General features: G+C 32.7%; 12 protein-coding genes. 3 read left to right on the top strand and 9 right to left on the bottom strand.

Features of this window, described 5'->3' with window-relative positions:
- Window positions 1-884 precede the first annotated feature (884 nt).
- On the bottom strand, window positions 885-2,120 hold the full coding sequence (locus OA93_RS09475; RefSeq protein ID WP_039112935.1) for an FtsX-like permease family protein: 1,236 nt from the start codon (window positions 2,118-2,120) through the stop codon (window positions 885-887).
- Between the two features lie 103 nt (window positions 2,121-2,223).
- Entirely contained in the window at window positions 2,224-2,718 is a 495-nt protein-coding gene (locus OA93_RS09470) for a YkgJ family cysteine cluster protein (RefSeq protein WP_039112934.1), read from the bottom strand.
- A 74-nt stretch (window positions 2,719-2,792) separates the two neighbouring features.
- Between OA93_RS09470 and OA93_RS09465 the strand changes: the two genes are divergently transcribed.
- Window positions 2,793-3,500: a methyltransferase domain-containing protein gene (locus OA93_RS09465; protein WP_039112933.1), complete on the top strand. Its 708-nt coding sequence runs from the start codon at window positions 2,793-2,795 to the stop codon at window positions 3,498-3,500.
- Between the two features lie 17 nt (window positions 3,501-3,517).
- Window positions 3,518-4,060 carry a YfiT family bacillithiol transferase gene (locus tag OA93_RS09460; protein ID WP_039112932.1) on the top strand — a complete coding sequence of 181 codons (543 nt, stop codon included), beginning with the start codon at window positions 3,518-3,520 and terminating at the stop codon, window positions 4,058-4,060.
- A 157-nt stretch (window positions 4,061-4,217) separates the two neighbouring features.
- Here OA93_RS09460 and OA93_RS09455 read toward each other — a convergent pair whose 3' ends face one another.
- From OA93_RS09455 to OA93_RS09420, 7 genes are all read right to left on the bottom strand, one after another.
- Window positions 4,218-4,850, bottom strand: coding sequence for a 7-carboxy-7-deazaguanine synthase QueE (locus OA93_RS09455; RefSeq protein ID WP_039112931.1), 633 nt, complete (start codon window positions 4,848-4,850; stop codon window positions 4,218-4,220).
- A gap of 101 nt (window positions 4,851-4,951) precedes the next feature.
- A complete protein-coding gene (locus OA93_RS09450; RefSeq protein WP_039112951.1) occupies window positions 4,952-6,619 on the bottom strand; it encodes a tetratricopeptide repeat protein in 1,668 nt (555 codons plus the stop codon).
- Between the two features lie 16 nt (window positions 6,620-6,635).
- Window positions 6,636-7,556 carry a substrate-binding domain-containing protein gene (locus OA93_RS09445; RefSeq protein ID WP_039112930.1) on the bottom strand — a complete coding sequence of 307 codons (921 nt, stop codon included), beginning with the start codon at window positions 7,554-7,556 and terminating at the stop codon, window positions 6,636-6,638.
- 232 nt (window positions 7,557-7,788) lie between these two features.
- Entirely contained in the window at window positions 7,789-8,583 is a 795-nt protein-coding gene (locus OA93_RS09435) for an energy transducer TonB (RefSeq protein WP_035617235.1), read from the bottom strand.
- A gap of 39 nt (window positions 8,584-8,622) precedes the next feature.
- Window positions 8,623-9,180: a biopolymer transporter ExbD gene (locus OA93_RS09430; protein WP_039112928.1), complete on the bottom strand. Its 558-nt coding sequence runs from the start codon at window positions 9,178-9,180 to the stop codon at window positions 8,623-8,625.
- Window positions 9,181-9,199: 19 nt separating this feature from the next.
- Window positions 9,200-9,811, bottom strand: coding sequence for a biopolymer transporter ExbD (locus OA93_RS09425; protein WP_039112927.1), 612 nt, complete (start codon window positions 9,809-9,811; stop codon window positions 9,200-9,202).
- A gap of 46 nt (window positions 9,812-9,857) precedes the next feature.
- Window positions 9,858-10,679 carry a MotA/TolQ/ExbB proton channel family protein gene (locus OA93_RS09420; RefSeq protein ID WP_035617242.1) on the bottom strand — a complete coding sequence of 274 codons (822 nt, stop codon included), beginning with the start codon at window positions 10,677-10,679 and terminating at the stop codon, window positions 9,858-9,860.
- Window positions 10,680-11,058: 379 nt separating this feature from the next.
- On the opposite strand from OA93_RS09420, the gene OA93_RS09415 reads away from it, so the two are divergent.
- Entirely contained in the window at window positions 11,059-12,573 is a 1,515-nt protein-coding gene (locus tag OA93_RS09415; RefSeq protein WP_039112926.1) for a helicase HerA-like domain-containing protein, read from the top strand.
- Window positions 12,574-12,636 lie beyond the last annotated feature (63 nt).

The following is a 12,636-nucleotide window of genomic DNA, read 5'->3' as shown; positions in this document are numbered from 1 at the left end:
TTCTCTGGGCTATCCCTCTGTAAAAGGTAGATTGCATACGCGTTACGCACCCGTGCGCCGGTCAAGCGGGTGCAAAAGTAGAAAAGTCTTTTCTAACTGGCAAGAAATTTGTGAAGTTTTTTTTGGAAAATTTTCGTTTCCGTTTTCTTCTTTCTTATCAATCTTTCAAGCGACTAATGATTCTATCGGTTTTATTCAAATCTATCGATTCTATTACTCTTATTTTGTTGTTCTAAGATCTCTCTTAAAACGGCTGTCAATTCAATATGTCTAGGAACGTGTTCTTCTTTTTAATGTCGCTTGTTTCTCAAAGCGGGTGCAAAAGTAGAAAAGTCTTTTCTAACTGGCAAGAAATTTGTGAAGTTTTTTTTGGAAAATTTTCGTTTCCGTTTTCTTCTTTCTTATCAATCTTTCAAGGAACTTTCCGTTGTTTAGCGGGGTGCAAATGTAACATCCGTTTTCCATTCTCACAAGCTTTTCTAAATCTTTTTTTTAGAATTTTATTTCTAATTTGATTCGTCTTGCTTGTCAGTATTTAAAGGAACGTTTGTCGTTGTTGCGGGTGCAAAACTACCACCTTTATTCAGTTAAACAATACTTTTTATGGAGTATTTTTGGTTTATTTTTTAACAGTCTGATAACGGTATGTTTACGGGTGTGATTTTTTCTTTCTCTCTGGATTTTTTGGGTTTTTTCTCTAGGTTTTCCTTGTTTTTGCTGGGTTTCGCGCAAAGTCGCTAAGACTCAAAGTCTTTTTTATTGTCTTCCTTATGGGAGTTTTGTTATGTTTTGTCGCCCCTAGCCCTGATAGTAGCGGAAATCCTTGGCCTTTTTTCTTTAAAAAGGACAAGATTGTAGCGGATAGCAGGAAATAGCTCCTGAAACTATTCGAATCGTATTGCTTTAACTGGAGAAATCTTCGTTATTATATAGGAAGGAATCAATAACACTAAGAAACAAACTGATACCGTAAGCAGATTTACTAACAATACATATCCCCAGTTGAGATAAACTGGCGCTTGGTTAACATAGTAGTTTTCTGGATTAAGCTGAATCACTCCAAAATGCTGTTGTATCAACAATAGCGAAATCCCAATAAGATTCCCCCAGAACAATCCTCTTAATATAAGGTAAAGCGCATTATAAAGGAAGATTTTACGAATGACCCAATTATTAGCTCCTAATGCTTTTAGGATTCCGATCATTTGTGTGCGCTCTAGTATTAACACCAATAGTGCTACTACCATATTTATTGTTGCTACAATGATCATGATAGCAAGAATAACTATAATATTAAAATCGAAGAGCTGTAACCAATCAAATATATAACAGTATTTTTCGATTATGGTTTTAGTATCTAGCGTTGATGATGTTTGCTGATAGATTTCGTCTCCTGTCGTTTTTATATTATCAAAGTCTTTTAAGAAAACCTCAAATGCTCCAACTTCGTTTGGAGCCCATTTATTAATACGTTGTATATGGCGAATATCTCCTATTATATAGGTAGCATCGAAATCCTGAAATCCTGAATTGAAGATTCCTGCGATTTTGAATCGGCGTACATTTGGTAATTTATTCTGATCTTCTTTTATAAAGAAGGTATTAAACTCATCTCCTACTTTTAGATTTAATCTATCTGCAAGAAATCTCGATAATAACACTTCTTGATTAATTGCTTTGGAATAATCCGGAAGCCTCCCGTCGACTAAATACTCTTTTATATTATTCCAATCATAATCGGCACCAACTCCTTTGAATATTATTCCTTCGAAAGCCATTTCAGTTCTTATTATTCCTGCTTTACTAGCTATTGCCTGAATATGACTTACCTCTGAAACAGAAGTAAACTTAGGATAAAAGTCTTGCTTTTTGGAAATTGGACTTAACGTTACCTCGGATTGGTTATTATCGTAATTAGAAATAATTATCTGACCATTAAAAGCGGAGACTTTTTCGCGGATTTTTTGTTGCAATCCAATTCCGGTTGCGACTGAAACTAACATCATTATTATTCCGATTGCAATAGCCGAGATTGCAATTTTTATAATTGGTGCTGAAATACTGCTTTTATAATCCTTTGCAGTGATAAGTCTTTTGGCTATAAAATATTCTAGATTCAAAATTGATAGGGTTGTCTTATAATAAGTTCAAAAATACGGTTTAATAAACAAACATAAATTACTCGTAAAAACAATTACGAAATATTTAAGCCTAAAAACACTCTTATAAAGGTAAACGCTTTTTCATTGCCTCGACAATATTAAATGCCGCTGGACACATTGCGACGTTTTTAAGCGTTAAATCAGAAATTTGCTGGAATTTTTTACGATCTGTATGCGGGAACTCACGGCATGCTTTTGGACGCACATCGTAAATCATGCAATAATTTTCATTATCCAGAAATGTACACGGAACACTTTGCAGAACATAATCTTTATCTTCATCTATACGCAAGTATTGCTCGATGAACTGTTGCGGCTTTTGTCGCAAATGTTTTGAGATACGCTCGATATCAGCATCTGTAAATAATGGCCCTGTCGTTTTACAACAGTTAGCACATTTTAAGCAATCTGTTTTTTTGAATTCGGCGTCATGTAATTCTTGCATTACATAATCTAAATTCTTAGGTTGTTTCTTTTTAAGCTTATCGAAATACTTTTTGTTTTCGATATGCTTATCTTTGGCTAACTTATTTAAGTTGTTTAAAATTTCTTTCAAGTTTAATTTTTAAAGTTGATTTGCAAAATTAAACAACTTTAAACTCGAAACCTTAAACTTTGAACTAAAATACAATGAAAGACCTTTTTGGGAAAGCAATGCTAGATTTCCAGACCAACAATTCGCCTGAGGATTTAATTACCGAAACCACTATTTCTGAAGCTGACGAAATGAGCGTTGCTTATTTGTTTCGCTCTTTTAAAGAGATGCCAAAACTGGAGCAAAAAGCATTAGAACTTGCCAAAGGAAAAACACTAGATGTAGGCTGCGGAGCAGGAAGTCATAGTTTGTATTTACAGAACGAAAGAAAATTAGACGTAACCGCTATAGATATTTCGGAAAAAGCAATTGAAACCTGCAATCTCCGTGGTGTAAAAAATGCCAAAACACAAGATGTACTAACTATAGATGGCGAAAAATATGATACAATTATATTATTAATGAATGGTGTTGGCATTTTTGGAAAACTTCAAAATTGCAATAAATTTTTATCAAAGCTAAAGTCTCTTCTAAATCCTGGTGGACAAATCTTACTCGATAGCTCAGACATCATTTATATGTTTGACGAAGATGAAGATGGAGGGAAATGGATTCCATCGGATACTGAGTATTATGGTGAACTCGTTTTTAATATAACTTATAAAGGCGATAAAGAATCTGCTTTTGACTGGTTATACTTAGATTACAATACGCTCCAAAATGCAGCTGTCGCTAATGGTTTTAAATGCGAACTTGTTTTAGAAGGTGAACATTATGATTATTTAGCCAAACTTTCTATTTAAAAAATAAAATACATAACATGGAAAATTTAGATTTAGAAAAATTAAAATATCCTATCGGAAAATTTATAGCTCCTGAAAATTATTCTCCTGATTATATTTCAAATAAAATTGAAGAAATCTCTTCTTTCCCCGAAAGACTAAAAAAAGAAGTGATTAATTTATCTGACGAACAACTTGAGACTCCTTATCGACCGGAAGGCTGGACGGTAAGACAGCTCATTCATCATTGCGCCGAAAGCCATATGAATTGTTTTATACGAATAAAATGGGCTTTGACTGAGGACAAACCAATAATAAAAGCTTACCACGAGGATCTTTGGGCTGAATTACCTGATAATTTGACAATGCCTATTCAACCAACTTTGTCTTTACTGGATGGTTTGCATTTTCGTTTAGGATACATCATGAAAAGCTTGTCTCAAACAGAACTTGAAAAAGCTTTTATTCACCCCGAAAATAATTCAATAGTTTCTATCAAGCAAATGATAGGAACGTATGCCTGGCACGGTAATCATCATTTAGCTCACATTACAGCTCTGAAGAAACGTAAGGGATGGTAATTATATTTGTTTTCCTAGCTAAACTCAAAATGAAAACATTTTACACAGCTTGTATACTATTTATACATATTGGTTATCATACATAATTAGCGATAAAAACAAAAGCCTCTTCATGCATGAATAGGCTTTTGTTTTTGTAACATATAAGTATCCTTGATTAAGGAATATTCAAATATTTATGTGTTTGAAGTGATACTCTCCATTTCGGATTATTCATGACATACTCTACAATAAGAGGAGTCATTTCTTCTTTTTTACTCCATTCCGGCTGAAGAAACAATATTGCTTTTCCGTTTACTAGTTCAGCTTGTTCTTCGGCAAAGATAAAATCATGCTTATTGTAAATAATTACTTTTAATTCGTGTGCATTATCATAAACTGTTTGCGTAGGCAATTTATTCTTTTTTGGAGAAAGACAAATCCAATCCCACGTTCCTGTAAGCGGATAAGCTCCTGAGGTTTCGATATGGACTTTTAGATTTTTATTTTTTAATTCTGTCGTAAGTACAGTCATATCCCATGTTAATGGCTCTCCACCTGTAACAACAACTGTATCAGCATATTTACTTGCATTATTTACAATTAAATCAACACTTGTAGGCGGATGCAATTCTGCATTCCAACTTTCTTTAACATCACACCAATGACAACCTACATCACACCCTCCAATACGGATAAAATAAGCTGCTGTACCTGTATGAAATCCTTCTCCCTGAATCGTGTAAAACTCTTCCATTAAGGGTAACATTGCACCTTTATTTACTTCTAATTGTATTTCTTTTGATAACATTACTAAATTTTAAAGTGCAAAGATAGTCAATAAAAAATGGAACAATAAAAAAACCGATAATTCAAAGAACTATCGGTTTTAAAATATTAAGAATCTTTATATTATTTTAAAGTATTCAAAGATTGTGTAGCATAAGCATTAGTAGGATCCAATGCTAAAGTTTTGTTGAAATACTCAATTGCTTTCGCTTTATCTGTATTTGCATAACTTGCTGCGATGTTATTGTAAGCCTCTACGAATTTAGCTTTAACTGCTGGTTTAGCAATTTCTTCAGCTCCTTTTTCAGTAGATTTTGCAATATAATCTTCGTAGTTTTTAGTCATTGCCTCATCATTCTCAAGCAATCTGTTTGTTCTTGCTCTATAAAGGTAAGCCTCTTGATAAGTTGGTGAAGCTGTAATTACATTTACAAATGCAGCATCTGCTTTTTGTAAAGCAATTGCGTCTGGCTTAGTATTAGCTTTGTTGTTATCATAGTATATTGATAAACCATAATAAATATTATCATCTAAATAAGTTGCAGACTCAGGAACTTTTGTACCAAATTCAAAAAGTGCTCCCGATTCTTTGTATAATTTTTTACCAAACAATACTTTTCCAAGATCACCTAAATCCTGAACCGCTAAAGGCTCCATTGCAATAGCTTTTCTAATCTCTACCAAACCTGCTTCGAATGCAGCTGGATCAACTGAAGTACCTTCAGCATTTGTTCCTTTTTTAATTTTAGCAAAACCTAAATACAAATAATCTTTTGCAATAATTTTATTTTTAGGATTTTTTACATAATCCTCTAATGATTTGATAGCAACATCTACATTACCATTTTCATATGCAGCATATCCTAAATATCTGAAGATTCTAGGGTTTACTTTATCCAATTCAATCATTTTGTTTGCCTCAACTTCTAAAGCTTTATAATCCTTTACAAGAATTAAAAAGTCTGCATGACGCATTCTTGAATGTATAGAATAATCCGTAAGCGTTAAATATTTTTCATAGCTAGTAATAGCTTTTTGCATATTCTCTTCTGACTTAGAAGGCTTATTTCTTCCCCATTTGTAATATGTTTCAGCTAATTCTCTATAAACAGGACCATAATTAGCATCTAATGCAATAACTTCATTAAAAGATTTAATAGCTTCATCGTAAGATTTAGCTCCTTTTAATAATACTCCAAGTTGCATTTTTGCTCTCAACAATGTTGGATCTGCTTGGAATGCATTACGATATGATTTGTAAGCTTCATTTTGATTGTTGTCTCCATAATATGCATCTCCAAGTGCTAAAAGTACTTGAGCATTTTGTGGATCTACTGCTACCGCACGATTTAAAGAAGTTATAGCACTTTTGTAATCTGGATTAACAGAATTCATGTATGCTTTACCGATATAGATAAATTCCTCTACATCTTTTCTTTTCATTGGCTTTATAGCTGAAGCAAAATTAGCCTGAGCTGCAGTTGTATTTTTATTATCTAAATCTAATTGACCTAAACCAATATAACCAAGATTAGCACGGCTAGATGCAGCTGTACTATTAAGGTAATATATTTTTGCAGAGTCAGCAACTTGTTGACTTAAATAAATATTACCCAATATAAATGGAGCTTCACCATCTGTTGGTTTTGCTTTTATAATTGATTGTAAAACTGATTTTGCTTTTTCAAATTGCTCTGCATCGATAGCTTTTTTAGCTTGACTTATGTCTTGTGCATAAGTTCCAGCAGCTGTAGCCATTAACGCAACACTAAAAATTTTAAATTTATTCATCTCTGTTGTAATTAATTTATTCTTTTTCGTTAATAATTTCACTTCTAACATTGAGTTTTCTTCCAGGAACACGTATTGGTAACAATCCAGATTTTAAAACTATTCTTTGTCCAATATCGCCTCCTACAAAAGAAGCAAACCCAATACCTAATCCTGAGTATCCTTGACAATTGATAATATACAAATCACGTGCCAAAGGATAAGTACCCTCTGCTATATTGTTTTGAGTTGGAGCAACAAATTTATCACTAGTAAGACCTTTTACGCTCAATACATTAACTTTAGCAACAAAATCTTTCATTTTAGGAGATGGTTGTGACAACCAATTTACTCCTACAACTCCTACCATTCCTTTATTCTCAGATACAAATTTAATTACTTCTTCATTCGTTTTAAATGAAAAAACTCCTTCTTTAGGAATATCTTTAGTTCCTGCCAAAGTTTTTAAATAGCGCACTGTACTAGAGTTTGGATTGTCAAAAACTAATCCTTTGATACTTGCTTCGGGTTTACCTTGCATTAAATTAATCACTGTTTTCAACGCAATTAAAGTATCATTATTGTCTTTGTTTGAAATAAATGCAATTGCATCTGTAGCAACTGGCGTTACTCTAGGGGCAATTTTCTTTTTATTAAAAACTTCTCTCTCTTCTTTTGTCAAATCTCTTGCTGTAAAAGCAACAGTAGCTTTTTGATTTAGTAAATCATTAATAAGTTCCGCTTCTGATTTTGGCTTTATAGCAATTTTTGCATCATAAGTGCTTTCAAAAATAAGCACCTGATCCTCAACAATAGGAACCAACGTTTCATCTACAGTAATATCCATAGATCCTTTTAGTATTGATTCTTTGTCTACTTTACTTTTATCTTTCTGATTACAAGTAATAAACAATAAACCAAACAATACTAAAAACAAAACTTTACTATTCTTTAGCATAACTAATCAGTGTTTGAATTAAAAAACCTCACAAATCTTATAAACGAATATACGATTAATAATATACCAAAAGCAACTCTATATTTAAATTCCATTGCAATTGGTAAAGCTTTCCAAAAAATAATTACTAAACCTATTACAAAATACATTAGAAAGAAGAACATTCCTAAAACAAGAAGAAATCGCTCTTTTAGCGATTTCTTCTTAATATTATCAAGCAGTTTCTTCAACATTAGTCTGCAGATTGAATAGTAATAGGAAGAGAGTATAATACCCTAACTTTTTTACCATTTTGCTCACCTGGATTCCATTTTGGACATTTCTTTAAAACTCTAATAGCTTCGGTTCCTGTTCCATAACCAATATCTCTTAAAACTTTAATGTCTGTTAACGATCCATCTTTTTCAACTACGAAAGTAACATATACTTTACCTTTCAATCCTTCTTCTTCTGGAGTTTTATAGTTATTACCTACAAATTTGTAGAATTTTTCAATCCCTCCAGGGAATTCAGGTTTTACTTCGATACCTGCTGTGTTGTAAATTTGTGTATCTTCTTCAACTACTGCAGCTGTTCCTGTACCTACTGGCTCAACAGTTAATACTGCATCAGGATCTCCTTTAATAGTTTCAGCACCAATTTTTTTCTCTTTAAGCTCCACTAATTTTGGTGGCTCTTCAGTTACTTCATCAGCTTTTGCTACAACTGGCTTCACGAACTTCACTTGATCCACTTTTGGAGGTGGAGGTGGTGGAGGCGGAAGGTTTGGTTTTACCTCCTCTTTTTTAGGTGGTAATTTTACAGTGGTAATCTTAATATCCTTACTTGCCTCATCTGCTTTAGAATCTGGCAAAAGGCTTGCAATAACTGGCGCAGCAACAGCAATTGAAAAAATAACTGACCCAACGATAAGTGCTCTTACCGTAGTTTTTGTGTTAGATTTTCTTAACTCATATGCACCATATATCTTATTACGCCCTTCGAATACGATATCAAGCCACTGGTTTTTTATAATATCTAATTTCATTTTTCTTGATTATTAGGGTGTTAAAAGATAAGATTGCTCTTATTTTTTCTCTACCAATTTTGTTTCCTCTGGCGAAAACTCATTAACGATTGCATAGGTTTCTACGCCAGTAATAGCCATTTCGTCCAAGATATCAACCAAATTACGGTAACTAGATTTTTTCGTAGGTTTTATAATTACGATAATTCCGTTTTTTGGTTTCCCAATTCCAGCAGAATATTCTAAAACAGATTTTTTTCTGCTTACTAATTCTTTACGGATTCCGTCTTTCCCATAAGCAATATCTTTAGGTCCAGCGATAGGAGTTGCTAACAATCCCATATAATAAGTTAATTTATTATCTGGGCCTAATAATAAAGTCATTGTACGATTTTCATCTACTTTAATATCATTCTTTTCATTAGGATCCTTCTCTTTATCTGGCAACCCCAAGTTCATCGATTGAGGCTTTGACAACGTTGTGGTAAGCATAAAGAATGTGATTAGTAAGAAAGCCAAATCTACCATCGCAGTTAAATCTACTTTTGAGTTTTGCTTTTTACTTCTTACTTTACCACCTTTTCCGCCTCCACCGCCGTCGGTATTTAATTCAGCCATTTTAGTGTATGTTTTTTAATTAAAAGTCTTTTCCTCTCAAACCAGTAACTAAGCTAAAGGTATTGATTTTTTGATCTTGCAAGATGTCCATTACTTTATGAATCGCAGGATACTCTTCTTTAGCATCACCTTTTATCGCAAATTGTAATTCTTTATCAGCAATTTCAATATTTGCAATACGCGCATTGTAAATCCATTCTTTTAACTGATTATCTAAAGAATCTTTAGGAATACCAGGTTGATCAGCTTTACTTCTATCAGCCGCTTTCATGTCAATGATTTGCTTTAAACTTGTAATTGGAACTCCAAATCCTTCCATTAGAGCAAATTCAGTTTTATCATTGTCAGAAAAAGCAACACCGTATTTCTCACCCATTAGCTCCAAAGTTCTTTTACGAACTTCTCTTCCTTTTAAATCAAAAAATACTTTTCCTTTTCCTATTGTAAGTGTAGCTAAATCCGTTTCAGGTAATTTAGTTTGTACAGTAGATGAAGGCGTGTCTACAGGAAGTGCCTCAGGCACTTTTGCAGTAGCAGTCAAAATAAAGAATGTCAACAAAAGAAATGCAACATCACACATGGCAGTCATGTCCGTAGACGTTGACTTTTTTTTCATTTTTATTTTTGCCATTATCTTTTATTTTAAATTTAGCACAATAATCATGCTAAAAAATTATTTATTGTTTTAAACTTCCTCTAAAGTGTCTGTAAGTATTTACGATTGTAGTACCTGCTTCGTCAATAGAATAAGTTAAATCATCAATTTTAGATGTAAAGAAGTTGTAAGCAATAATAGCAAAGATAGAAGTACTAATACCAGTTGCAGTATTTACAAGTGCCTCAGAAATACCATTTGCAAGTGCAGCTTGGTCAGGAGAACCTGTAGAAGCTAACGCGCTAAATGCTTTAATCATACCAGATACTGTTCCTAACAATCCTCCTAATGTACCTAAAGATACTAATGAAGAAATGATTGTCATGTTTTTCTCTAACATTGGCATTTCTAATGAAGTAATCTCTTCGATTTCTTTGTGGATAGTTTCAGAAGCTTCTTCACTGTTGAAACCTTCTTTTTTAACTTCTTGATATTTAATTAAAGCTGATTTAATTGCATTTGCAACTGAACCTTGTTGTTTATCACAAGAAGCGATAGCTGCATCAATGTTTCCTTCTTTAATGCTTCCTTGTACACTTTTCATGAATTTATCTAAGTTTGCTTTTCCAGCAGCTTTAGAGATAACTGTAAATCTTTCAATAGAAAATACGATAACCATTAATAACATACCTAACAAAACAGGAACGATAATACCTCCATGGTAAACCATACCTAATATATTCAACGGGTGCCCTTCAACTGTACCACCTTCAAAATTCGATGGAGAACCCATTAGGAAATTCCAAATACACCAACCCACAAAAATACATGCTGCAATAATCAATCCTGACACCATTCCTCCGCCATTTGAAGTACTTTCCTTTTTAACTTTAACGTTTGCCATTTTTTTTAATTTTAATAGTTTTAAATAATTTTTATTTTTTAGTTATAATAAACTTGTAGTGCAGCAAATTTATATTTTTAGTTTAAATAAAAAAACTTTTTTCAATTTAATTCCAATTAATTTAACCTTAAAACAAAAAATATCTAATTGAATTAATTGTATTTTAAATAAAATCGAAGTAAAAAAATAATTATTTATGATAAAATTTACAACGATTTAGTAAAAAGCAATGCAATCTCTCAAAATCTTCATAATGTGTTAAGAAAATATTTTTTATTATTATTTTTAACAAAATTAGTTTTTTTTTACGCTAACATAGCTAAATTAAACGTTTTAAGAAAAAATCTATACCTTGCAACTGAATTAATGTTACATAAATATGAGCCAAAAAGACGAATTTATTCAAAGTATAAATGACGGTTATCAAACCAAAGGGGAAAGTATTATTCTTGGTGGAGCAATTTTCGATGGGGAACCTCTAAATGCTCACGTAAAAATCCCATTAAAAACATTAAACCGTCACGGATTAATAGCTGGAGCGACTGGAACTGGAAAAACTAAGACGATTCAGGTACTATCTGAGCAACTTTCATTAGCAGGAATCCCTGTTTTAATGATGGATATTAAGGGAGATTTTAGTGGTATTGCTAAAGAAGGAGAAGAAAAGTCTTTTATTACCGAACGACATGCAAAAATCGATATACCTTATAATATATCCCAATTTCCTGTAGAATTAATGTCTCTTTCTGAACAAAGCGGAGTTAGATTACGTGCTACAGTTTCAGAATTCGGACCTGTTTTATTCTCTAGAATATTAGGTTTAAATGATACTCAATCGGGTGTTATTTCGGTAATTTTTAAATATTGTGACGATAATAAAATGCCTTTATTAGATTTAAAGGACATTAAAAAGGTCATTAATTATATTACCGAAGAAGGAAAAGATGAAATCGCAGCCAGTTATGGCAAGATATCTACAGCCACAACTGGAACAATTCTCCGAAAAATAATCGAACTGGAACAACAAGGAGCAGATATCTTTTTTGGTGAATTATCATTTGAAATTGATGATTTAATGCGCATCGACGAAAACGGTAAAGGATACGTAAATATCATTCGTTTAACGGATATTCAGGATAAACCTAAATTATTCTCGACTTTTATGTTGAGTTTACTTGCCGAAATATACCAACAAATGCCCGAAAAGGGAGATGTTGACCAACCTGAATTAGTCATTTTTATAGATGAAGCGCACTTAATTTTCAACGAAGCTAGCAAAGTATTGCTAGAGCAAATTGAAACTATTGTAAAGCTTATTCGTTCAAAAGGAGTTGGAGTTTATTTTGTAACTCAAAACCCAATGGATGTACCAAGTGGAGTTTTAGCACAGTTAGGTTTAAAGATTCAGCATGCCTTAAGAGCCTTTACAGCAAATGACAGGCAAGCCATCAAGAAAACTGCCGACAACTACCCTACATCTAAATATTATAAGACTGACGAACTACTTACGAGTTTAGGTATAGGAGAAGCTCTGGTTACAGCCTTAAATGAAAAAGGAGTTCCAACACCATTAGTAGCCACTATGATGCGAGCACCAATGAGTAGAATGGATGTATTAACAGAAAGTGAAATTCAGGAAATCAACCAGAAATCAAAATTGGTTAAAAAATATAGCGAGGTAATCGACCGTGAAAGTGCTTACGAAATATTAACCAAAAAAATTAGTGATGCCGAACAAGAAGCTTCTTCTCGACAAGAAGAGAAAACTTCTCAGAAAACGAGTAATGAACCAAGTACTGCAAGCGTAGTTGGCAAATCAGTACTAAAAGTAGTAACCAGTGCTACTTTTATAAGAGGTGTATTTGGCGTTTTATCAAAAATGTTCAAGAAGTAAATTCTAAAAATCAAGAAACCCTTTTAATATAACATCAAAAGGGTTTCTTGTTTTATATATCTA

Origin of the sequence: Flavobacterium sp. KMS, assembly GCF_000813005.1 — a bacterium.
Classification (GTDB): Bacteria; Bacteroidota; Bacteroidia; order Flavobacteriales; family Flavobacteriaceae; genus Flavobacterium.
This window is presented reverse-complemented; position numbering and strand designations above follow the sequence as displayed.

What these genes read in the sequence shown, in the direction of transcription:
- OA93_RS09465 (WP_039112933.1), top strand. Translation starts at nt 2,793, where the DNA reads ATGAAAGACCTTTTTGGGAAAGCAATGCTAGATTTCCAGACCAACAAT.
- OA93_RS09460 (WP_039112932.1), top strand. Translation starts at nt 3,518, where the DNA reads ATGGAAAATTTAGATTTAGAAAAATTAAAATATCCTATCGGAAAATTT.
- OA93_RS09455 (WP_039112931.1), bottom strand. Translation starts at nt 4,850, where the DNA reads ATGTTATCAAAAGAAATACAATTAGAAGTAAATAAAGGTGCAATGTTA.
- OA93_RS09450 (WP_039112951.1), bottom strand. Translation starts at nt 6,619, where the DNA reads ATGAATAAATTTAAAATTTTTAGTGTTGCGTTAATGGCTACAGCTGCT.
- OA93_RS09445 (WP_039112930.1), bottom strand. Translation starts at nt 7,556, where the DNA reads ATGCTAAAGAATAGTAAAGTTTTGTTTTTAGTATTGTTTGGTTTATTG.
- OA93_RS09435 (WP_035617235.1), bottom strand. Translation starts at nt 8,583, where the DNA reads ATGAAATTAGATATTATAAAAAACCAGTGGCTTGATATCGTATTCGAA.
- OA93_RS09430 (WP_039112928.1), bottom strand. Translation starts at nt 9,180, where the DNA reads ATGGCTGAATTAAATACCGACGGCGGTGGAGGCGGAAAAGGTGGTAAA.
- OA93_RS09425 (WP_039112927.1), bottom strand. Translation starts at nt 9,811, where the DNA reads ATGGCAAAAATAAAAATGAAAAAAAAGTCAACGTCTACGGACATGACT.
- OA93_RS09420 (WP_035617242.1), bottom strand. Translation starts at nt 10,679, where the DNA reads ATGGCAAACGTTAAAGTTAAAAAGGAAAGTACTTCAAATGGCGGAGGA.
- OA93_RS09415 (WP_039112926.1), top strand. Translation starts at nt 11,059, where the DNA reads ATGAGCCAAAAAGACGAATTTATTCAAAGTATAAATGACGGTTATCAA.